Source organism: Actinoallomurus vinaceus (genome assembly GCF_039542055.1).
Taxonomy (GTDB): Bacteria; Actinomycetota; Actinomycetes; order Streptosporangiales; family Streptosporangiaceae; genus Actinoallomurus; species Actinoallomurus vinaceus.
This window is the reverse complement of sequence record NZ_BAABHK010000001.1, coordinates 358,129-379,816: the sequence shown is the minus strand read 5'-3', so window position 1 is coordinate 379,816 and position 21,688 is coordinate 358,129. Positions and strand designations below refer to the sequence as shown.

Annotated in this window: 21 protein-coding genes; 9 read left to right on the top strand and 12 right to left on the bottom strand. The window is 67.9% G+C overall.

What is annotated here, in order from left to right; all coding sequences use genetic code 11:
• Positions 1 to 234 precede the first annotated feature (234 nt).
• The gene (locus tag ABEA24_RS01745; RefSeq protein WP_345428607.1) at positions 235 to 615 is read right to left on the bottom strand and encodes an STAS domain-containing protein; all 381 of its coding nucleotides are present in this window, start codon (positions 613 to 615) and stop codon (positions 235 to 237) included.
• A gap of 649 nt (positions 616 to 1,264) precedes the next feature.
• Between ABEA24_RS01745 and ABEA24_RS01740 the strand changes: the two genes are divergently transcribed.
• Positions 1,265 to 2,509, top strand: coding sequence for a PP2C family protein-serine/threonine phosphatase (locus ABEA24_RS01740; RefSeq protein ID WP_345428605.1), 1,245 nt, complete (start codon positions 1,265 to 1,267; stop codon positions 2,507 to 2,509).
• A gap of 1,100 nt (positions 2,510 to 3,609) precedes the next feature.
• Complete coding sequence (locus ABEA24_RS01735; protein WP_345428603.1) at positions 3,610 to 4,056, top strand: hypothetical protein; 447 nt, start codon at positions 3,610 to 3,612, stop codon at positions 4,054 to 4,056.
• A gap of 615 nt (positions 4,057 to 4,671) precedes the next feature.
• Here the strand turns inward: ABEA24_RS01735 and ABEA24_RS01730 are convergent.
• The 4 genes from ABEA24_RS01730 to ABEA24_RS01715 form a co-directional block, all read right to left on the bottom strand.
• Positions 4,672 to 4,932 carry a hypothetical protein gene (locus ABEA24_RS01730; RefSeq protein ID WP_345428601.1) on the bottom strand — a complete coding sequence of 87 codons (261 nt, stop codon included), beginning with the start codon at positions 4,930 to 4,932 and terminating at the stop codon, positions 4,672 to 4,674.
• A 328-nt stretch (positions 4,933 to 5,260) separates the two neighbouring features.
• Complete coding sequence (locus ABEA24_RS01725; RefSeq protein ID WP_345428599.1) at positions 5,261 to 5,500, bottom strand: integrase core domain-containing protein; 240 nt, start codon at positions 5,498 to 5,500, stop codon at positions 5,261 to 5,263.
• Between the two features lie 490 nt (positions 5,501 to 5,990).
• On the bottom strand, positions 5,991 to 6,242 hold the full coding sequence (locus ABEA24_RS01720) for a hypothetical protein (RefSeq protein ID WP_345428596.1): 252 nt from the start codon (positions 6,240 to 6,242) through the stop codon (positions 5,991 to 5,993).
• Positions 6,243 to 6,305: 63 nt separating this feature from the next.
• Positions 6,306 to 8,123: an APC family permease gene (locus ABEA24_RS01715; protein ID WP_345428592.1), complete on the bottom strand. Its 1,818-nt coding sequence runs from the start codon at positions 8,121 to 8,123 to the stop codon at positions 6,306 to 6,308.
• 264 nt (positions 8,124 to 8,387) lie between these two features.
• Here ABEA24_RS01715 and ABEA24_RS01710 point away from each other — a divergent pair, with 264 nt between their 5' ends.
• The 5 genes from ABEA24_RS01710 to ABEA24_RS01690 all read left to right on the top strand — a co-directional run bounded on the left by ABEA24_RS01710 (position 8,388) and on the right by ABEA24_RS01690 (position 13,870).
• Complete coding sequence (locus tag ABEA24_RS01710) at positions 8,388 to 8,792, top strand: STAS domain-containing protein (RefSeq protein WP_345428590.1); 405 nt, start codon at positions 8,388 to 8,390, stop codon at positions 8,790 to 8,792.
• Between the two features lie 900 nt (positions 8,793 to 9,692).
• Positions 9,693 to 10,262 carry a hypothetical protein gene (locus ABEA24_RS01705; RefSeq protein ID WP_345428588.1) on the top strand — a complete coding sequence of 190 codons (570 nt, stop codon included), beginning with the start codon at positions 9,693 to 9,695 and terminating at the stop codon, positions 10,260 to 10,262.
• Between the two features lie 5 nt (positions 10,263 to 10,267).
• Positions 10,268 to 11,371, top strand: a complete 1,104-nt coding sequence (locus ABEA24_RS01700; protein WP_345428586.1) for an SRPBCC family protein — start codon at positions 10,268 to 10,270, stop codon at positions 11,369 to 11,371.
• Between the two features lie 186 nt (positions 11,372 to 11,557).
• Positions 11,558 to 12,739 carry a ferredoxin reductase gene (locus ABEA24_RS01695; protein ID WP_345428584.1) on the top strand — a complete coding sequence of 394 codons (1,182 nt, stop codon included), beginning with the start codon at positions 11,558 to 11,560 and terminating at the stop codon, positions 12,737 to 12,739.
• 15 nt (positions 12,740 to 12,754) lie between these two features.
• Positions 12,755 to 13,870 (top strand): fatty acid desaturase family protein, encoded by a 1,116-nt coding sequence (locus ABEA24_RS01690; protein ID WP_345428582.1) that lies wholly within the window; start codon positions 12,755 to 12,757, stop codon positions 13,868 to 13,870.
• A gap of 365 nt (positions 13,871 to 14,235) precedes the next feature.
• On the opposite strand, the gene ABEA24_RS01685 is transcribed toward ABEA24_RS01690, so the two are convergent.
• Both ABEA24_RS01685 and ABEA24_RS01680 read right to left on the bottom strand, forming a co-directional pair.
• Complete coding sequence (locus ABEA24_RS01685; protein WP_345428580.1) at positions 14,236 to 14,391, bottom strand: DUF6131 family protein; 156 nt, start codon at positions 14,389 to 14,391, stop codon at positions 14,236 to 14,238.
• Positions 14,392 to 14,469: 78 nt separating this feature from the next.
• Positions 14,470 to 14,877 carry a hypothetical protein gene (locus tag ABEA24_RS01680; protein WP_345428578.1) on the bottom strand — a complete coding sequence of 136 codons (408 nt, stop codon included), beginning with the start codon at positions 14,875 to 14,877 and terminating at the stop codon, positions 14,470 to 14,472.
• Between the two features lie 204 nt (positions 14,878 to 15,081).
• Here ABEA24_RS01680 and ABEA24_RS01675 point away from each other — a divergent pair, with 204 nt between their 5' ends.
• Both ABEA24_RS01675 and ABEA24_RS01670 read left to right on the top strand, forming a co-directional pair.
• A complete protein-coding gene (locus ABEA24_RS01675; protein ID WP_345428576.1) occupies positions 15,082 to 15,837 on the top strand; it encodes a TetR/AcrR family transcriptional regulator in 756 nt (251 codons plus the stop codon).
• A gap of 431 nt (positions 15,838 to 16,268) precedes the next feature.
• The gene (locus ABEA24_RS01670) at positions 16,269 to 16,472 is read left to right on the top strand and encodes a hypothetical protein (protein WP_345428574.1); all 204 of its coding nucleotides are present in this window, start codon (positions 16,269 to 16,271) and stop codon (positions 16,470 to 16,472) included.
• Between the two features lie 453 nt (positions 16,473 to 16,925).
• On the opposite strand, the gene ABEA24_RS01665 is transcribed toward ABEA24_RS01670, so the two are convergent.
• From ABEA24_RS01665 to ABEA24_RS01650, 5 genes are all read right to left on the bottom strand, one after another.
• Positions 16,926 to 17,819 carry a P-type ATPase actuator domain-containing protein gene (locus ABEA24_RS01665; RefSeq protein ID WP_345428572.1) on the bottom strand — a complete coding sequence of 298 codons (894 nt, stop codon included), beginning with the start codon at positions 17,817 to 17,819 and terminating at the stop codon, positions 16,926 to 16,928.
• Positions 17,820 to 18,098: 279 nt separating this feature from the next.
• Positions 18,099 to 19,343 (bottom strand): PP2C family protein-serine/threonine phosphatase, encoded by a 1,245-nt coding sequence (locus tag ABEA24_RS01660; protein ID WP_345428570.1) that lies wholly within the window; start codon positions 19,341 to 19,343, stop codon positions 18,099 to 18,101.
• Between the two features lie 306 nt (positions 19,344 to 19,649).
• The gene (locus tag ABEA24_RS01655; protein WP_345428568.1) at positions 19,650 to 19,856 is read right to left on the bottom strand and encodes a hypothetical protein; all 207 of its coding nucleotides are present in this window, start codon (positions 19,854 to 19,856) and stop codon (positions 19,650 to 19,652) included.
• A gap of 45 nt (positions 19,857 to 19,901) precedes the next feature.
• On the bottom strand, positions 19,902 to 20,072 hold the full coding sequence (locus tag ABEA24_RS53375; protein ID WP_425551126.1) for an RGCVC family protein: 171 nt from the start codon (positions 20,070 to 20,072) through the stop codon (positions 19,902 to 19,904).
• A gap of 360 nt (positions 20,073 to 20,432) precedes the next feature.
• Positions 20,433 to 21,401, bottom strand: coding sequence for a protein kinase family protein (locus ABEA24_RS01650; protein WP_345428567.1), 969 nt, complete (start codon positions 21,399 to 21,401; stop codon positions 20,433 to 20,435).
• Between the last annotated feature and the right edge of the window lie 287 nt (positions 21,402 to 21,688).

Here is a 21,688-nt window from a genome sequence, read left to right as displayed (position 1 = left end):
CGGGCTCACCGCACAGGCACTCACCCGGGGCCGCCGGATCAGCCGGCACGACATGCGGTCGCCACGAGGACGGTTCGACCACGTGGCCCCACCGGTGGAGCACTTCCTCCGCCGACGCTCCCGTCTGGGCGCTCTTGGCGCGCGGTGTCGCGGCGTTCGCACTCCCGTGAACCTGATCCGCAACCGTGGGGTTCTCCACCTCCGGCGGGTGTGGATCTGGTTTGTCACCGGAGGTCATGCGACGGCCGGGTGACCGGAGCGTCCCGGGCCGCGGCGGGCCGCGGTGAGAGTGGGATACATGGTGAAGGCATGGTCGAGGCCGCTGGTTCGCGGCAGTTCGCTCACCTCGCGGCCGGGCTCGGAGATGGCGACGGTGAGTCCACGCAGCCTGGCCCGGCGTTGTACGCCGACGAGCATGGCAAGTCCGGAGGCATCGGCGTGGGAGACGCCCGACAAGTCGATGATCACCGGAGCGGTGGCGTCATCCAGGATGCCGGCGATCTGATCGCGGAGGCGCGCGGTGGTCGCGATGTCGAGCTCTCCGCGGACCGTCAGGACGATATGGCCGGGCATCCGGCGGCTGAGAAAGCCGGCTCGGGCGGGGTCATGGCGCATCGGTGAATCTCCGATCCGAAGAGATGAGGTGGGTTCGGCGTGAGCTCGGCCGAGCCGGGGATATGACGAGCGCGCTAACCCTGACGAACGTGACCCTCGCACGTCAGCATGCGGGTCTCACCGGGAGCGAGTGCCCAGTCGAGGCACCGTGGAGCCGAGGCAGTCGAGAACACAGATCGCGAATGTGCGATCGCGCCTGGTCGCGGATGATGATCCGTTGCGGCGCCATGCTCGCCGACCCGTCTTGACCTCTTTGAAAGAAAGGTCAAATTAGTAAGAGACCGGGGCGACGCCAACTCTGCTGTCAGCGTGCGGAAATCCTCGGTTGAGATCGACCCTACCTCACACAGTGTGATCAGCCTGCTACGGCAAGCCAGCACGCCATGGGCGGAGCGCCAGGACACCTCACCACCTCAGACACCCGACCCCCGACGGCCGCGCCATCGAGGTCGGCTCCTTCCGCGCCATCGACCATCCGCTGATCTGCTCACATATAGGCCGTCCGTCCTTTGGCGCGACCTCCACAGGTCAGAGGCGAAGGGCCGCTTGGCGTACCCGCGGACCGGGGGCGATGCTGGGAGAGAGGGCAGGGGCCGCGGGGCGGTCGGGACTCGCCGGGCGGCGACCGGCCGGGGAGACGAGGGCGACCATGACAGAACGCGAGGGCCCGTCCGGCAGGGTGATGTTGGATCGCTCGGAGGGGTTCGCTGAGCGGCTGCTGGGTGCGTTGCTCGATCGGGCTCGTGAGATGCCACCGCAGCTGATCGCCCCGCTGGTCGCGGAGGAAGTACACAGGATCGGCGGCAGAGACGTCTCGATCCTCCTGCAGGACTATGACCAGCTGATGCTCACGCCACTTGCAGGCCGGGGGCTTTTGACCGGCGAACCCGAGAGGATCGATGGTTCCCCGGCCGGCGACGCCTTCCTCCATGCAGCTCTCGTCGAAGAACCGCTGATCGACAGTGTGCGGATGTTCCTGCCGCTCCTGGACGGCGGCGACGAGGTGGGGGTTCTGGCCCTCACCCTCGATACCGTCGATGACGATGACCGGCGGTTGTTGCGGCGGCTCGCCGGTCTGGTCGCCGACATGCTGGTCACCAAGAACAGCTACACCGATCAGTTCTTCCGGGCCCGGCGCCGCGAGCAGATGAGCGTGGCCGCCGAAATCCAGTGGTCACTGCTCCCCCCATTGACCATGATCACCCCTCAGGTCACGGTGGCCGGCATCCTCGAGCCCGCCTACGACGTCGCCGGCGACAGCTTCGACTACGCCCTCAACGACGACGTCCTGCACGTCGCCGTCATCGACGCGATGGGGCACGGCCTGAACGCGGCCGTGCTGGCCACCGTCGCCATCGGCGCCTACCGGCACGCCAGACGCGCCGATGTCGGGCTGGCGGAGCTGTACGGGTTCATGGACGCGGCCATCGACGATCAGTTCGGGCCCGACCACTTCGTCACGGCGCAGATGATGCGGCTGGATGTCCGATCAGGCCTGCTGCGATGGGTCAACGCCGGCCACCCGGCGCCGCTGCTGATCCGCGACCACCGGGTCGTCCAGGCACTGGAGGGCCCGGGAACGTTGCCGGTCGGCTTCGGCGGCGACCGGCCGCGGATCAGCGAGCAGGTTCTCCAGCGGGGTGACCGGGTCCTGCTGTTCACCGACGGCCTCGTCGAGGAGCATGAGACCGGTGGCGAGCAGTTCGGCGAGGAACGCCTCCTCGACTTCATCAACGACGCCGGGCACCTCGGCGAAAGCGCGCAGGAGATGGTCCGCGGACTCTCTCACGCCCTCATGCGCGCACGCGGCGGGACCACCAGCGACGACGCGACCCTCTTCCTGATCGAATGGCGTGGGGGCACCGCCGACCACCTCGCCGCGCTGGACACCTGATCAGCCTCCGAGCACAGTGGGCGACCGCAGGAAGCGGCGGGTATGCCATGTTGAGGCCCCCATCGTTCCGCACGAGGAGGCGCACATGTCCGGGTCCCAGTCCCAGGTATGGGTGGCCGGCCACGACGGACGCACCCTGATCCGAGCTGGCTCGACGACGGCGCACCACCCCTGACTCCTCGGCACAGCACCGGCACCGACCCACCTACCGAACAGGCCCAACCCCCGCCGGAACAGGGCTGCCCGCAACCGGCGGACCGCAGTGCCCCCGAGAGGGGAGCGGCGATGTCGAGTTCCACGAAGCGCCTTACCGGCTCCCGTCGCTGTTCTCCGCCATCTGCACACGGTCGGCGCGCCCTCGCGTCACGCGGCGGACGCCGGATGACCACGCCCCGGTAGGCGTACGGACGGCGGGTGGGATGCGGCCGGTGAGGTCACGCCGTGCGGACACCCCGACCTGGTCCTCGTCAAGGCAATCCGCGCCGCCGTCATCGACCGCCGTGCAGCCGAACCGATCGGCGCTACGCGTCGCGAAGACCTGCCGCTGAGCACGGTCGCGAAAGCGAGCCGACGATACGCGAGGCCGACGGGTTGGCAGAGGCCGGACGAGGACTCCACACCGTCAACGTCCTGACCGGCAGGTGGAGCTGGACCGGCGACGCGAGCGGCCGCACCGTGGCCGCCGTGAGTCCGGACTGCTGGAACCGGTCACCGGCGGGTAAGCGACCCTCAGCATGACTGGGTCGATGTCGGCGGGCAACGACGGGGCGGCGCGGAAGCTCTGTCCGGTTTGAGGTCGTGGTGAAGCGGTCTGCGGACAGGAGGGAGGACCCGATCTTCGGTGATTTGCCGAGAGGTACAGTCGAACCAACACGCGGTGACCTGCGGTCCGGCCGCTATTCCAATAGTGCGGTGGCGCCCGGTCCTTGGCGAGCTAATCGTGGGACGGAGCTCGCGTAGGTCCACTAGGCCCCGGCGGTCTTCGCCGACTCTCCGGTCGGCCGACGGCCCGGATTGCGTGCGTTCACTCGCACACCGGCACCGGGTTCCGGTGATCGTGGGTCGCGCTGGAGGGGGAAGGCATGAAGTGCGGAAGTCAGATGGCGGTTGCCGTCGTCGTGGGTTACCTGCTGGGGCGTAGACACAAGAAGCGGTTGGCCGCGCTTCTTGCGCTCCTGGCAGCAGCGGGAGGCAAAGTCCCCATAGATGAGCGCGAAGTGCTACGGCGTACCCCTTTGGGTGCCCCACTGGACAAGCTAACGGCAGATATTCGTACTCAGTTGGTCGACGCGGGCACGTCAGTGGCGAAGAAGGCCGCGATCGGCGAGAAGCTGCAATCGATGCGCGAACCGGGCGTCACGAAGGGCGGACAGCGAGAGGAGGCCGAGGAGTCGCAGGAGGAGCCGGCCCGGGGACAGCGAGCACGCCGAGAGCCGCCCCGGCAGGAGCGGACTCGTCAACAGGCGGCGAATGACCACGACGACTACGAGGGCGACATCGGCCAATACGAGAGTGCCGAGCCAGAGTCGGAGCGTGACTTCCGGTAGGAGCGTCGTCATCGGTCTCGCACCGGACTGCCACGCCCCGGCAGGCCGCTCGGCCTGCCGGTTGGAGACAGCCCCGCTGAGGCGGCCAGGGATGGCGCCCCGCATCATGTGATCTTGCCTTGGGAGTCCCGGAAACGCCGCGCCCTCACAAGCCGCAAGGCGCCCTGCGTCCTGGCTCGCTCCTGTGTTCGGTCGCAGCGTGCACGCCCCTTCATGCGTAGAGGAGCGAGGTACAGCGCGCGCCAGGGTGCTGCGCCCCGGGCCATCGCGGCCGTGCCGAAACGCCGTATGTCAAGATGCTGAGCCGAGTTTTCGAGCCGCGCAGCACCCGACAGGCCTGATTTCCTGGCGATCAGACCCTGCCTGCGATAAATTCGATATGGGCCACGCACTCTCACGTGTAGCGGCCCGAAAGGGCGACCCCGGTGTGACTGCACCGGGGTCGTTTCGGTTTGCTCCGGTGCCATGCTCATCGGTGGCCGCCAAGTCCCGCGCGGGCCGCTCCGGCCGGTGTCTGCGGTTCGTGACGGCAGGTGAGGGCGATGCTGTACGGAGCCGCGCCATACCCGTGCTGACCACCGACGCTGAACCGGCGTACCGTCAAGATCGGCTAATTTAGAGGTACTGGCCCGTCGCGGCGCCATCGGTCCTCGACACCCGCATCGACACCACGTTGGCCATGTTGATGACCACGCCGGTCTCGTCGGGCTCGCGCTCATACCTCGCCTCGTTCAAGACCAGGCTGCGATGCTCGTCAATGGCATGAGCGACCGATTCAAGCGCCTCATTCTCGTCAGTGAAATCCCGGCATACCACGGAGACATCTTCCCCGCCTATCGGGTGAAATCGCAGGATAAGTACGATGTTGTCAGGCACGGCCGGTCCCCTTCCGCGCGGAATCCAGGTGGGCGGCCCCACCCGGCTGACCTCGGCCCCCTAGTCCACGCTTCGTCGGCGCGGACCCCGACACTCTCAAGTGTGCCCTCGTCCATGGTCCCAGGAACCAGGGCCATCAGGCCGGCCTGGCGACGCTTCCCGGGGTGTGCCGCTCGAACATTGGGTTACGTAGTCTGAGCTGGTGTTATGCGGCGTGGTGGTATTCGTTGATCACGCCGGTGACCACAGGTCTTCGCCGGATGGATCGTAGGTCGGTGAGCTCGGCTGCGCGCGGGGTCGGCCTGGTTTCGGTATCCGGGGGCCGCTGTCACCGAGACTGGTGCGGGCGGTGGAGGTTGTAGTGGATCAGGCACTCGCGGAGTACCCGGGCCAGATGCCGTTCGCCGAGGATCAAGATCCGGTCCAGGAGTTCGCGGCGGAGGGTGCCGATGACGCGTTCACAGATGGCGTTCATCCTCGGCGTTTGCGGCATCGTCTTGATGATCCGCAGCCCTTCAGCCTGGAAGACCTCCCCGAACGCGGCGGTGAAGAGGGGATCTGGGGCCACCGGCGTCGGTTTACCAGCCGCGACAGCGCCGCAAGCCAGAGCCGGTCGGCGTGGTCCCACCGCGGTCGGCCGCCCAACTGCCGGCGCAACACCTGGTTCTCGTGGCGGAGCACCAGCAGCTCGAAGTCTTTGGAGACATCGGAACGGACCAGCATCTTCAGCAGGCCGGGCAGAGACCTGACCAACCGGTAGGCCAGCGACAACAACGCCCCGAGATGGGGCCAGCCACGACACCGATCCCGCAGCGAAACCCCAGCTCAAGGCACCAAACCGAGTTTCCGAGCGGGACAGGCGCGCGGACAGGCCGATCCCTGCCCCGCACGCCGCGTGCTGGGGCGGACGAGGTGGCTCGACGGCACGTACTCGTCGCGGGCACTGCGACCTGCTGTTTTAACGGCCGACCCCGCCGGTTCGAAAATCAAATGCTCGATCCTGTTTTCGTGCGACACGAACCCTGCGCGCTACGCCGTATGTCCCGCTTGTTTTTTGATCATTCGTTGCGCAGAGAAATCTCATCAGTCTCGGCGATGGTGTCGGCCTCGATGGCGCGCAACCCGTTACCGAGCCGCTCGCGAGCCTGGCGCAAAAGCTTGAGTGAATTGGTGAAGGTACTCTGTTCGGCGGCACGTTCCGGGTCGGCCTCGTGCTCTTCGATGAGATGTGTCTGAAGAGCCGCCGCGACCTCGTCAGCCGCTTTGAGCGCTTGGTAGATGGCCCGTTCCCGCGCACTGTCGTTGACCATGTGGCAAGTATCCTGCCAGGAGGCCGCATCTCCCAGCCCATCCAGTCGGTGTCCGATGCCCGGCTATCGGGTTGTGAGCCGATAGGGGATGGTGCAGATGACGGCGTCGGTGCTGGCGCGAAGTACGGTCGCCAGGAGCAGGCCGCGCTGGTTCTGCAGGATCCGATAGCGCCATCGGCGTGGCTGGACTTCGGGGATGAGGACGGCGACCTGCCGGTCATCTTGCTGTGCTCGCCGGACGTAGTCGACGATCGGGTGGACCAGCGATCGGTGTGGGCTGTTGAGGGTGTCCAGTCGCACGCCGGGGTTCCAGCGGTCCCATTCGGTGCGGAAGGCGGCGCTTTGGGCTGCTTCGGGGTGGACACTGACGGCGACGACGTCGTCGCCGAGGGAGAGCGCCGCGTGCAGCGCATGCTCGGTGAGCTTGCTGATCCCGCCGACGGGCACGATCACCAGGCTCTCGGCCGGTCGCGGGCGGTTCGGGTGCCGGCCCAGGTCGAGTTCGAGTCCTACTGCCCGGTAGTAGCTTTGAATCCGGGAGAACAGCAGCATCAGCGCCGGCACGGTGAGGACCACGACCCAGGCACCGGAGGTGAACTTGCTCGCGAGAAAGACGACGGCGGCGGTCGCGGTCAAGACCGCACCGGTGCCGTTGAGGACGGCGCGCAGCCGCCAGCGCCGGGAGCGCCGGCCGTGCCAGTGCCGGACCAGCCCGCTTTGGCTGATTGTGAATCCGATGAATACCCCGATCGCATACAGCGGGATCAGTCGGTGGGTTGCGGCACCGGTCGCCAGCAGCAGAACGGCCGCGAACACGGCCAGGGCGACGACGCCGTAGCGGTAAACCGGCCGTTCGGCTCGAAGACCGAACAGGTGGGGCAGCCGGTCATCGGTGGACAGCAGGCTCATCAGTACGGGCAGGCCGCCGAAGCTGGTGTTGGCGGCCAATGCCAGGACCACGGTGACGGCGATGTTCGTCGCGTAGTAGGCCCAGCCGGTGCCGAAGGAGCCGGCGGTGAGCTGGGCCAGCACGGTGACTCCGCCGCGGGGCGCCACATGCTCGCGGCCGATCAGTACCGCCAGCCCGATCAGCATCGCCCCCAGCAGCGCACCGAGCATCAGTTCTGTGCGCTGAGCGCGTCTGGCACGCGGCCGGCGAAAGGTCGGGACTCCGTTGGCGATGGCTTCGATCCCGGTCAGGGCCGAACAGCCGGCCGCGAATGCCTTCAGGATCACGATCGTTCCGAGTGCCTCGCTGACGTGGACCGGCTGGGCGCTGCCGACCACAACGGCCGGATGCGCGCGTACCAGACCGACGATGATGACACCGAAGATCGCGGCCAGGAACGCCACCATCGGCAACATGAGGACGCGTGCGCTTTCGGCGATGCCCCACAGGTTGACGGCAGTGATCAAAACCAGGCCGATCAGGCACATCGCGAGGATGTGGTGTCTCAAGGACGGGAATGCCGATGCCAGGCTGGCCGCTCCCGCGGCGAGGCTGACCGCGACGGTCAGCACATAGTCGACCACCAGACTGGCGGCTGCCAGCAGGCTGACCGTGGGTCCCAGATCCTTCTTGCCCACCGCGTACGCGCCACCGCCGTCAGGATGCACCGAGATGACCTGGCAGTAGGAGACGACCAGCACGACGAGTAGGCCCGCGATGGCCAAGGTGATCGGCACGGTCAACCGAAGCGCCGATGTACCGGCCGCCACCAGCACGAGCACGATGGCTTCCGGCCCGTAGGCCACCGAGCTGAGCGCATCAAGCGACAGCGCGGCCAGCCCCCCGAAGCTGGTCAGATGCTCTTTGTTGCCCTCCCCATGCCGCAGCGGCACCCGCGGCACGACCTTCTTCGGCGCCGTTCCAAGGCTCATAGGTGCCTTCCGCGCTGGCGGCCCTGCCGCCCGTCCGGTCCTGTTACTTACGCCATCACACTGCCAGGCAGGCCCGGCATTTCCATAGTGCCCCCAGATTCAGTCGCCTTCGGCAGTGGCGAAGTCAGACCACTGCCCCAGCGCCCCGGCATTCCGCCACGTACCGCCAGAATGAGCAGATCGAGCACGTCGCCGCAGCAATCTCCTCTGGCGATAGGCCTTTCTGGCCTCGCTTGTTTCCGGCCTGCGGCCGAACGGATTGGCTTGAGCGATCAGCTGGCCCGCCGTCCACAGCGCAGCCACGATCCGGCCCTCGGAGAGGATCCGATGACGAGCACGGCCTTGACGATCACCAGTGACGCTCACGCCGAGCGGGTGACCGTCCACCTCGCCGGCGAAGTCGACATCAGCAACGCCGACCTGCTACGCAACACCCTGCTACAGCACTTCCGCAACGGCCACACGACAGTCACCATCGACATGAGCGGGCTGACCTTCATCGACTGCGCGGGCTTGTCCGCGCTCATGCGCGCCCGCAACGACGCCCGTGACCACAGCGGATCAATCCACCTCGACGGCGTCGTACAGCACAGTGTCGTACGGATCATGCACCTGACCGGCATTCTCCAGGCATTCCCCCCACCCGGCGCCGCGCCGATCAGTTATTAAGGACACACTTCCAGACCGAGGTGCCGGTCTGCTGGCTGGGGGGCCGAGGCGCCCGCAACACCATTGAGCCGATCGTGGAAGAAAGAACGTCTATTCGACCCACTGCGTTCGGTGTCATGACATCGACTCCGCCCTCGACCCCTGCAAAGGAGCCGACTTTCCATTCGCCCAGGACGGCGTCAACTTGATGGTTAGCGCGCAGAATGTCCTCAGTGATTTGATCCGCGCCGCGCCCACCCGTCGTGTGCCCGCACCTTCAGGCCAGGAACGTGGCGGGATAGCGGTCACGCTGGTTCTCGGCACCACCCGAATCACACAGGTGCGTCGCCTCGCCCGGCGCCGCCGGTAGCAACCCGCGGGTCGCAGGGTCCTGAAAGTTGCGGTGACTGTGGAAGGGAGGTGCGGTGATGTGCAGTACTCAGGAACGCAAATCGATGATGATCCTGTCGTCGTGCTCCGCTTCTTCAACCGCCTCGGGCCCGGACCTGGCGGCACCGGTACGGCGCACGCGCCTGCCGAGACTCCTCGTCTCGACCCACGGCCAACGGCGACCCCGGTGATTCCCGCCACCCCGGCCACCCTCCTGACCGAAGAACCCGGACCCACCAGCTGAACGAATACCGTTGCCGTGCCGTTGGAGTTGGGTGGCGTGGGTACGGCTGCCCCGTAAGGCCCACCGATTTCGACACCGATCCGGGTCGGCGCCCGGTCACCCTGCCATGGCCGCCTTAGCTCGCCGGCGTACACCACCCCTGCTGCGCAGGGTTTCGCCCCAAACAGCCGGGTAGGGCCGGGTTTAGCAGTGGATTCTTCCGGATCGGCCTCATGACGGCGACCGCGCTGCGGTCGCCTGGCCAGCGCTGGAACGGTTCCGTCGGCCTTGGACGGGGGGGATTGATCATGAACATCGGCGTGGCCGTTGGTGTGGGTTATCTATTGGGCCGGACGCGGAAGTTGAAGCTGGTGATGACCCTGGCCGCCGCCAGAGCGTCCTCCCGGCTGGGCAAGAACCCTGCCAGGCTGGTGAGGCAGGGCACCAAACTGCTCGTTTCCTCGCCCGAGCTTAAAACGCTCACCGACACCGTACGCGGACGGCTCCTTGAGGCGGGCAAGGCGGCCGCGGTGGCGGCGGTCAACAGCCAGATCGATGCGTTGAGCGACCGGATCCAGGAACGCACCCGGTCGCTGAGCCGCCCCGCCACGCCCACTCGAGGCGGAGGCCAAGGGAGCGATGGGGCCGACGAGGGCCGCTCGGGTCGGGTCGAGGCCGACGAGGAGGAAGGCTATGAGCAAGAGCCGGTCAGGGGGGAGCGGGAGGAACGGCCGAGGCGGCGCCCGGCGTCCGCGGGCGTACGGCCGCGCCCGCAGCACCGTGGACAAGAGACCGAACCCGAAGACGACGACGAGGCGGAGCGGCCCCGGCGGACCAGGCCGGCGGGCCGACCGCCCGTACGACGGACCCGGAGGTGAGACCTGTGACCGACCGACTCCAAGACACCGTCCACAGCGCGGCGGGAAAAGCACCGGGCGGGAACCTCATGCAGGACCTGCACACCGACCGTCTGACCGGCGAACTGCAGAAACTTCTGACGGCCGTGGCGATGCGGGGTGCCACCTCGCTGCTCGGCAAGGTCGAGGGCACCGCCGGACGGCTCGCCGACTACTCCGAAATGGGCGGCTCGGGGCTGTTGTCGGCGCTGACCGGAAACCCCGGGGGCGCAGGCCTGCTGTCGGCGCTCACCGGCGGGGGAGGCGACGGCGGTTCGTCGCTGAAGGACCGGCTGGCACCGGGCTTTAACGCACTCAAGGCGTTCACTAAGACGAAACTGCAGCAGAAGCTGGGCAAGGGCGGCGGTGGTAAGGGCAAGAAGTTCAAGGTCATCAACATCGTTGAGACGCTGGACGTCGGCGTTCCGTTGCGCCTGGCCTATGACCAGTGGACCCAGTTCGAAGACTTCCCCAGCTTCATGAAGAAGGTGGAGAGCGTCGAGCAGGCGGCGGATGAGAAGCTCAACTGGAAGGCGCAGGTTTTTTGGTCGCACCGGACCTGGGAGTCGACCATCCTCGAGCAGATCCCCGACAAGCGCATCGTGTGGCGCTCCAAAGGACCCAAAGGCTCGGTGGACGGCGCCGTCACCTTCCACGAACTCGCGCCGGAGCTCACCCGCATCGCGCTGGTCCTCGAATACCATCCGCAGGGGCTCTTTGAGAAGACCGGCAACCTCTGGCGCGCCCAGGGCCGCCGGGCCCGGCTGGAGTTCAAACACTTCCGCCGCCACGTCATGACACAAGCGATTCTGCGCCCGGACGAGATCGAGGGCTGGCGCGGTGAGATTCGCGACAGCCAGGTCGTCAAGGACCACCAGACCGCACTGCGTGAGGAGAAGGCATCACCCGAAGAACCTGAAGAACCCGAAGAGCTCGAAGAGTACGGCGAGTATGAGGGTGAGGGCGAACAGGTCGAGGAGCCGGAATACGCGGGCGAACAAGGCGAGGAGCACCAGGGCGAGGAGGAAGAAGATCGCGAACCCGAAGGCCGGAGGCAAGCCGAAGCGGTGCGAGCGCGGCGGGGAGGATGAGCAGCACCGGTCGATGAGGACACCACGCGCGACGGCCGTGCAACCGGCGCGCGGGCTCAGCTCGGCAGGTCGGGCGGCGGGGCTCGCCGACGTCATCGACACGGCCTGGGCAAGGCCTGGTCACGACGGTAGAAGGGCCGGCGTGCCGAGGTGGGTGGTAGTCGCTATGCCGGGTACCACGCCCTTATGGGGGCGGGTCCGATCGACGGGTGGGACCGGGCGGTGGACGTCCTGGTCGCAGGGGCTTCGCATGGCCGTTCTTGGACGGCGTCCGGCGCTGCGGTCCGGTCGGCCGTCCTGGGAGGCCTGGCGGACGCCGTGCGGTGGCTGACCACGCCGCTGCTCCCGGATGACTATCTCGCGCTGTTCGATCCGCTGTGGTGCGGGCGGGAGCTAAAGGGCCGGGTGGAGGCGATACACGCGGAGACCGCGGACGCGGCGACACTGGTGATCCGTCCCGGCCGTGGTTGGGTTCGGCACAGGCCGGGGCAGTGGGTGCGGATCGGTGTCGATATCGAGGGGGTGCGTCACTGGCGGTCCTTTTCGGTGTCCTGCCCTCCGGGACGCCCGGACGGGTGTATCACGATCACCGTCAAGGCGGACCCGGACGGGCTGGTCTCGCGCTACCTGGTACGGCAGGCGGCGCCTGGCATGATCGTCCACCTGACCAGACCAGATGGTGAGTTCGTCCTCCCGGAGCCGCCACCGCGGCGTCTGCTGTTCCTGACGGCCGGCAGCGGCATCACACCCGTTCGAGCGATGCTGCACGGCCTCTTGACCCCCGCGGCCGCGAGGGGCGCCGCGGAGCCCGGAGTCGCCGATGTGGTCTTGCTGCATTCGGCGCCCACGCCAGGAGACGTCATCTTCGGCGCGGAGCTGCGGGCCTTGGCGGCGCGGTTTCCGAATCTGTGGCTGTATGAGCGGCACACGCGAACGCGGGGACGCCTGCGGCCGGCCGACCTGCCGGCTCTGTGCCCGGACTGGGCCGAACGTTCCGCGTGGGTCTGCGGACCGGCCAAGATGCTCGACGAAGCCAAGGAGCACTGGGCGGGATTGCCTGATCGGCTGCACGTCGAGCACTTTCGCCCGGCCGCACCGGCGGCCGGGGGCGAGGGCGGCCGGATCCGGTTCACCAGGAGCGGCCGGGAGACCGACGCCGACGGCGGCACACCGCTGCTGATCGCCGGGGAGGGCGCGGGTGTTCTCATGCCGAGCGGCTGCCGGATGGGGATCTGCCACAGCTGCGTGGGGCGGCTCGCCTCGGGGCAGGTACGTGACCTGCGCACCGGTCAGGTCCACGGTGAGGCGGGCGACCTTGTCCAGACCTGTGTGTCGGCCGCCGCCGGCCCAGTCGAGATAGAGCTTTAACGCAGAGGGGGGATCATGTCGACCACCGCACTTGTCAGTCCGGCCGACGTCGAGGAGTTCGGACGTGAGCTGGATAAGATCCGTGACGAGGTCATCGCGAGCCTCGGGGACAGGGACGCACAGTACATCCGCGGCGTCATCGCGACCCAGCGCAAGCTTGAGCTGGGCGGCCGTGTCCTGTTGTGCGCGTCCTGGCTGCCGCCCGCCTGGGTGGCCGGGACCGCGGCGCTGGCCACCGCGAAGATCTTGGAGAACATGGAGATCGGCCACAACGTCCTGCACGGGCAGTGGGACTGGATGCGCGATCCGAAGATTCACTCCACGACCTGGGAGTGGGACACCGCCTCCCCTGCCGCCCAGTGGAAACACTCCCACAACTTCGTTCACCACACCTGGACGAATGTGCTCGGCAAGGACCGCGACATCGGCTATTCGCTGCTGCGGGTCAGCCCGGAGCAACGCTGGCATCCGATCTACCTTCTCCAGCCGATCTACAACGTGCTGCTCGCGCTGGTCTTCGAGTACGGCATCGCACTGTATGACCTGGAGGTCGAACGCATACCGGCCGGGGACAAGAGCCTGAAAGAGACCTGGACCCAGCTGCGCGGCATCGCGGGCAAAGTACGGCGCCAGATCGTCAAGGACTATCTCGCGTTCCCGCTGCTGGCCGGCCCCGGCTTCGTGCCCGCCCTGCTCGGCGACCTCACCGCGAACCTGGCCCGCAACGTCTGGGCGCACACCATCATCTTCTGCGGCCACTTCCCCGAAGGCGCCGAAGTCTTCACCGAGGAACAACTCGAAGGCGAGACCCGCGGCGAGTGGTACGTCCGCCAGCTGCTCGGCTCCTGCAACATCGACGGCGGCCGTCTCCTGCATCTCATGAGCGGCAATCTGAGTCACCAGATCGAGCATCACCTGTTCCCCGATATGCCGAGCAACCGGTACGCCGAGATCGCGCCACGAATCCGTGCCCTGTGCGAACGATTCGGGCTCCCCTACACCTCCGGCTCACTGGCCCGACAGACCGGATCGGTCTACAAGCGCATCCTGCGACTCGCCTTCCCCGGACCCCGGCACCAGCACACCGAACCGGCAGAACCACCAGCCCCAGACCTCCAGGCCGTCATCTGAAGCACACCCATGCCATGCATCCTGGCCTGGCCGGCTTCGGCGTACGCCACCAACATCGGCCACATGTGGGGCATCGCCGGCTCCCGCCACCCTCAGTGGCTCGTTCATGCTGCTCCGTTCGCGTAGGAGTGGCGGGGCTCTCAGCAGGCCAGACGGTGTCCCCGGACGCGGTGAGAAAGACGCGTTCCCAGAAGTAATCCCGGCTTCCGAGAACACAAACCCGAGCCGGAAGACGGGGACCGGACCGCCGTCGCCGCCGCGGCCCACCCCGCTGCCGGACGACATCGCAGAGTTCGTCGCAGACTACGCGGCGGCCCTGGAGAAGGTGCCGCACCGGGGTGAGCGGCGCCTGTCTTTAGTCACTGTCAGTAGTAGTGGTGGCGGCCTCCGACGGCGTGCCCCATACGGCCCATCAGCATGAGCACGAGTCCGACGATCAGGACGATGATCCCGATGGTCCACAGGATGGTGATGCCGGTCAGGAATCCGGCGATCATGAGGATGATTCCAGCAATGATCATGATGGTTGCCTGTCTCGATGGAAGCGAAGATGCAGCGGAGGGCGGCGCCGGCTGGGCCGGGGCCTGGCCGGAGGTGGATCAGTGCCCGAACAGGTGCCGCCTGCGGTGCCCGGCGTCTTCCCCGGGCGCGGTTGCCGTGTTCTGTGCGGCGTCGCCTTGGGCGGATTGGCGTTGGTCGATCAGCTTGTCGCGTTCCTGACTCGCGGCGGCGGTTTCGCGCCTGGACTGAGCGAGGCCCCGGCGTGCGGTACGGCCGCGGACCGAGGTCCGGCGGGCGCCGCCCAGCAGCAGGCTCAGTCCCAGCATCGCAATCGCGCCGACCACGAGCCCGTACAGGAACAGCGTGCCGGTCGAGCCGGTCACGTGATAGCCGAACACCGCGAACCCATGAGTGAACTCGTGCCCGCTGCCGCTGTTGGCCAGGACACCGGTCACACCAACGATCGCCGCGGCGACCAGGATGACGAACCCGAGAATGAGGATCATGACGCCCTCCTACCGTCTACACCGTATGTCTACAGTGCAACACCACGGTAGAGTGGCGTCAACACCGTAGACCTACACATCGGGGATTATGGTCGCGTTATGGTCGCGACCGAACTCAGCCATGCCAGAGGCGGCGCTCCCCAGACGGCGCGAGAAGACATCGGGAACGACGCCAGAGAAGGCCATCAGGAAGGTGCTGCCGCGATGACTCGACCACCGGCTGACTCCATCGACGCCAACGACGACGCCGATGGCACGGTCGGCAACGGCGGGGGCAAGATCACCCGGAAGGTGGTGCTGGCCGCTGCGCTGGGGATCATCGACCGTGACGGAGTCGACGCGCTGTCCATGCGCCGCCTCGCCCGCGCCCTGGACCGGGACCCGATGATCGTCTACCGGCACGCCCCGAACAAGGCCGCCCTGCTCGACGGCGTCGCCGAGACCGTTCTCGCCCAACTCAAGGTCGACCCCACCGACCCTGACTGGGTCGCCCAACTACGTACCGTCGCCCGCGAGTACCGCTCACTGGCGCTGACCCACCCGCGCGTCGTGCCGCTGCTGGTCACCCGACCGCTGGCCACCCCCTTGGCGCTCCGGCCCCAAGGCACCCTGCGGCCACTGGAAGACATCCTCACCCTGCTCACCACAGCCGGCTTCAGCCCACCGGCCGCCCTGCACATCTACCGGGCCCTGTTCGGCTTCCTCCACGGCCACATCCTCGACGAACTCCAAGAACTCATCGACAACCCCGCCGAAACCGACGACCTGCTACGACTGGGCCTGCACCGACTCCCCATCGACCAATTCCCCCTCCTGCGCAGCCTCGCCCCCGTCCTGGCCACCTACGACGGCGCCACCGAACTCGAACGCGGCCTCGACATCCTGCTCGCCGGACTCACCACCACACTCAACCCCCCAAACCAAACCCCACCCAGGGAAGCACAACCCCCCACCGGCTGACCCGACACTCTCCCTCTCCCGCACCCCATCCTGGCCGCACAGGCAGAAGGAAGACCGGGCGGGAAGCGCCGGCGACGCGCGCCCCGCCGACATCTGCCTGGACCTGCGCCCGGCAACCCCCGCCAAGCTTGCTCACACCCGAGCAACTGCCAGTTCGCCGCCGAGCTCGGGCTGCGAAGGCCTGCGGTGGCCGCGACCAGCAACGCCTTCGGCTGCGGCCATGCGCCCCGTCCGCCAATCCGGCTCCCCGCTTCCTGCCGCCCGCAGGCCTCCGCAGGACGATCCGGGGTATTTCCGCAGATGAGTAAGTTGGATTTCGGGGCGTGACCGACATAAACCCATATCCGCCCAGCGCCGATAGCACGGCACCAGCCATGCCCTCCAGCGTGTCAGGCGCCGGCCCTGGTGAGGGGGCAGGGAGGGGGTGGCGCGTGCCGGGACTGATCGCCGGACTGTTCCTGGGCCTGCTGGCCGGGTTGATCGCCGGCCTGATCGTGGGCTTGGCCGTCGGCCTGACCGTGTTCTTCACCACCGGCGTGGTGGCCGGGCTGGTCGCCGGTCTGCTCATCGGCGGTGTCGTCGGATTGGCCGTCGGAGTGATGGCCGGGTTCTTCGTCGGCCGGTTGAGCCGCTGATCCCCGATGTCGCAGGGCTTGGTGTTACCCGGAGCGGTCGTTGCCGAGTGGGACGAGGTGTCCGTAGCGTTCGAGCACCCGAAGCCGTTCTCATGCCCGCGAACATCGTGCCGACCGCATACGAGTTCTGGTCGTGCCGGTAGGGCGAGGGTCCTGGAGTGCGTTCGGACTGCCGGAATCCGAAGATGGTGATGCGAAGATCTTTAATGGCTTCATCCAGCCCGCCGATGGCGTGGCGGATCCTTTCAGTCGCGTGGGCGTCGTCGATGCGCGTCAAGGCGATGTGCAGATGCAGACTCACGGCGACCATCTGGCCGGACGATGGCTGTCGTTCAGGTCGTGGGCGATGCGGTCATGTTCGTCGGTCAGGCTCTGCCGTACCTCGGCCGAGTCGCCTGCATGGGTATCCGCGGGCTCCCCGGGGAGCACCGGAACCGCGATTCGGCGCTGCCGTCAGACCGTCGTCGGCGGGCCTTTCGGACGCCTCGCCTGGCTGGATTTCACCCGTTGTCGGCGGGCCTGGGGCTGCCGCACCGTCATCGGGTGGCCCCGCCGCTGCCATCGGTGCGCGATCGTATCCGTTGATGTGCGACCGGTCTGGCCCGTTCCTCGTGGCGGCGCTCTCCGGCGGGGGCGATGGCGGAGTCGGCCTGCCGGGCGTTCTCCGAGCCCGAGCGCGATCCGGCCGAACGCGGCGCGGCCGCCGGTCGCGACGACGACGCCGGTGCCGGATCCGGCGCATACCACGGTGCCCATCAGTGCACAGCAGGCCAGCTCGGCCAGGGGCGACCCGGCCAGAACGGGGTCGGTGGACTTCGCCGCCGGTTGGGACTCACCGGTGAGGACCGATTCGTCGCACTCCAGGCCTACGGTGGCAACGAGCCGTACGTCGGCGGGGACCACCTCACCCAGCTGCAGCATGATGACGTCGCCGGGCACCAGCCGTGTCACGTCGATCGGACACGGGTGCCCGTCGCGCAGGACGACGCACTGGTGGGATATCTGCGCGTGCAGCGCCTCCGCGGCCTTCTCGGCGCGGTACTCGTTGCCGAATCCCAGCCCCACCGAGGCCGCCAGGATGGCCCCGATGATCAGTGCGTCGGCGCGTTCACCGACGAAGAACGACGCGACCGCGGTGACCGCCAGCAGTATCAGCAGGGGCGAGCGGAGCTGGCGGACCAGGACCGGCAGCGCGCGGGCCCGGTGTGAGCGCACGGCGTTCGGGCCGGCCGACCGCAGCCGGTCGGCCGCCTCCTCCGCGCCCAGACCGTCACGCCTGCCGCCCACCCGGCCGAGGACCTCCTCGGCGGTGAGCGACCCGGCAGCGGTCACCTCCAGCGAAGCCACACCGGGCCGATCCCTTGGGCGGGACGTGGACGCCACGGTCACAGACATCTGGCTTCCTTTCGGTTCCAATCCTCTCCGCTCGTGCCTCACCCCCCGACCCGCCCCTGCACAGAGCCGAAGGTCCCCCACAGCACCGCCGGCGTTTCCGGCCACCCTCCTGACCGAGGGACCCGAAGCCGTCAGGTGAGGGTTCGAGCCCGCGGCCGGCGTGATGCCGCGCACGGGCGTTCGCCTCAAAACATGGCTCTGAGGAAGGGTGAACCGCGATGACCAGGGAGGCTACGGGTCCATCGTGGCGAGATGGTCTGCGGTGCCGCCGCGCCATTCGAGGAGGAAGAGGGTCGCGTCGTCACTGGTGACCCCGCCTCTTTCCCGCATGAGGGCGTGAGAGAGCCTGCGCGCCATCTCCTGGATGCCTTCGCTCGGGCGCCCGGCACGCTCGATGAAGTCGATGAGACGTTTCTCCCCGAACTGCTCTCCGCCGCTCTCGTGTTCTTCGACCAAGCCGTCGGTGAAGAACAGCACCCGGTCACCGCGGCGGAGTTCTTCCTCTCCGATCTGCGGTTCGTCGCCCCCGAAGCCGACCGGCAGCGTTCCCGGGCTCTCCAGCGCCTGGACGACCCGGTGGTCGCGGATCAGCAGCGGCGCAGGGTGACCGGCGTTGACCCACCGCAGGACTCCCGATCGGACATCGAGCCGCGCCATCTGTGCCGTGACGAAGTGATCGGGCCCGAACTGCTCGTCGACGGCCGCGTCCATGAACGCGTACAGTTCCGCGAGCCCGATGTCGGCGCGTCTGGCATGACGGTAGGCGCCGATCGCGACGGTGGCCAGCACCGCGGCGTTCAGGCCGTGGCCCATCGCGTCGATGACGGCCAAGTGGACGATGTCGTCGTTGAGGGCGTAGTCGAAACTGTCGCCGGCGACGTCGTAGGCCGGCTCGAGGATCCCGGCCACCGCGACCTGCGGAGTGACCATGATCAGCGGAGGCAGCAGTGACCACTGGATCTCCGCGGCCACGCTCATCCGCTCGCGGCGCCGGGCCCGGAAGAACTGATCGGTGTAGCTGCTCTTGGTGACCAGCATGTCGGCGACCAGACCGGCCAGTCGCCGCAGCAACCGTCGGTCATCGTCGTCGACGGCGTCGAGGGTGACGGCCATTACCCCTACCTGGTCGCTGCCGTCCAGGAGCGGCAGGAACATCCGCACACCGTCGGCCTGTGGCTCTTCGACGGGGGTCGCACGCAGGAAGGCTCTGCCGGCCGAGGAACCGTCGATCGACTCTGATCCTCCGACCACGAGTCCCCTTCCCGGGAGGGGCGCGAGCACTAGTTGGCCATAATCCTGCAGGAGGATGGACACATCCCGGCCACCGACCCTGGCGACCTCCTCCGCGACCAAGGGGGCGATCAGCTGCGGTGGCATCTCATGCGCCCGGTCCAGCAGCATCCCCAGCAACCGCTCGCCGAACCCCTCCGACCGATCCACCATGACCTTACGGGCCCGCCGTTCGCTCTCCGTCATGGCCATCTCACCCCCGTGCTGATCCTTATGCCCTGACGAATGTCCCTGCTCCCCGACGTGGATCGTCAGCGGGTCACTGAGCACTCCCTCAATCCAGCATCACCCCGATCCGGGTAGGTCACCAGTCCATGAGCCGGTCAAACAGGCCCATGAGCAGGAGGTACCCGGCGGCGCACGGGATGGCGCCGATCCGGCCGGATCATGAGAGCGGGCCCGCCGTGAGGTGGCCGTTCTAGTGCTCGGGGACGCCGATGATCACCGCCAGGTCCCTGCCATCGATCGTTTCGCGTTCGAGGAGCAGGTCGATCACCCGGTGGAGCGTGTCAAGGGCTTGCCGATCAGGTCGGTCGCCCTGACCTCGGCTTCTCGTAGCAGCCGGACTACTTCTTCCTGGTCGATGGAACGCTGCGTCTCTTCGGCGTAGGGGCGGCCGGCGAAGGGGTTGTCGCGAGTCGGTCCTTCCGGTCCGTAGCCGATGGGCCCGACCGTGGTCGAGAATCCCCACTCCCCCATCGATGCTGAGCCTGCAGTACCGTTCCCGATCGGTCGCCGACGTCATCAACGGAGGTACGGCTTGGGGGCTACCGGGATGCAGACGCAGTCTCGGTTCAAGGCGCCCGAGGAGGTCGCCCTGCAATAGCGGGAAGCGACGTAATCGTGTTCGTCGACGGGGTGCCCGCACGCGCACAGCGTGACCGGCGGCGTCTCGCAACGCGATTCCGATGTCATGGCGTCACCCGTCCGAACAGTCCGTTCCACGAAACATCAGGCCACCGCCGCCAAAGACCGCCGGTCGGGGGCGGCTGGGACGAACGCACACGAAAGTGCATGTCAACAGCCAACCGCGATATCGCGCGCGCGGAAACCATGAGCTCGACCAAGGCTCATCACACGGACTGATGACCGGGCTTCCCGCGCCTCTCACGCCGGCTTGCATGAGCGCCAGGTTCTGCTCGCCTTCGCCGCCGACGGAAGGTCGTCGGCTCGACGAACGGCTGCATGCCCGTGTCGTCGAGGCGGCGCCGACCGAGAGTGTCACGACGCTGATCCGCGACACCGGATCCGACTCCGTCCGGCGGCCCGGGTGGCTCATGCGGGATCGGCTTCGGCTGCCCACTCCCCCGGCCCGTCGGGAGAAGGGATCAGCGTCCCCGGCCGGGGACGGCGTGGCCACCGTGGCGCATTCGGCCTGGCCCGGCCGGTGTGCGAACGAACGGAGAGAGCGGCCCGGACGATCATGTCGGGGAGGGCGGCGGCGAGTTGTGCCGGATGGGTGATCGGCGGGTTGCCGCGCCGTGATTCGGGCAGCAGGGCTCGGCAGATGATCGCGTCGATGCGCCCCGGTACCCCGGCCTGTACCTGCCGCGGAGGATAGACCTTTCTCCTACGCATCGGCGCGGAGGCCAGCGTGCTCTCCTCCTCCCCTGGCCATCTACTGGTGAGCGCGGCATACAGGAGAGCCGCCAGCGCCCGTGTGTCGGCCAGCGCTCCGTCATCGCGGCGCGTACTCGCCAGTGCCGCGTCCACGGCCAGCCCGGTGATCTTCACTCCGCCGTCGGGGCTCCACCGCACCGCCCGTGGTGACAGGCGCAGGTGCGCCACGCCGGCGGCGTGCGCCGCCGAGAGCGCCCCCGCCGCCTCAGCCACGATCCACATCGCGTCCGCAACCTCCAGCGGCCCGTCGGCCACCAGGTCCTCCAACGACTCGCCAGAGGGCCATTCGGTGACGACATAGGCGCCCTCCGCGTCGTCCGCGGCGTCGAAGACGTGGGCGAACCGTACGTCGCCGACCCGGCTGGCCGCTCCGGCGGCCGCTACGACCTCACCCGCGTCGGCCGCCCCAGGCGCGAATGTGAGCATCGCCACTGGACGCCTCAACACCTCGTCGAAGGCCTTCCAGACCTTGCAACCTGCGGGCTCACCGACCTGGTCCACCAGCCGGTACCGGCCTATGACTCGGCTGCCCGGCGCACGCATCCGCCCGTCGGGACGCCCGCCCGCTCTGTCGCTCCCAGGGCTGTCGCCCGGCTCGCCCCCGGCGAGCCTTGGCATTTCCATCGGTGTCTCCGTTTCGAGGTCGCTGTCGGGCAGACCTCAGCAATGGGTCGTCGCACCGGGCGGTGGCGAGAGGCAGGTTTCCGGGCCACTGGGCACGGACGTGGTCTTGGTTGAAGGCGGTCGTGCCGGTTGTGACGCCGTGATCGCGGTAGACCTGGCCAGGGGACGTGATGCCGGTCGTGACCGGCGAGGCCGGTCTCCCGGACAGTGCCCGGACCGACACGGTACGCAAAGCCGGCGGTGTGGGGCAGACCTATCGACTCCGACACGCGGGGCACTCGATGTCG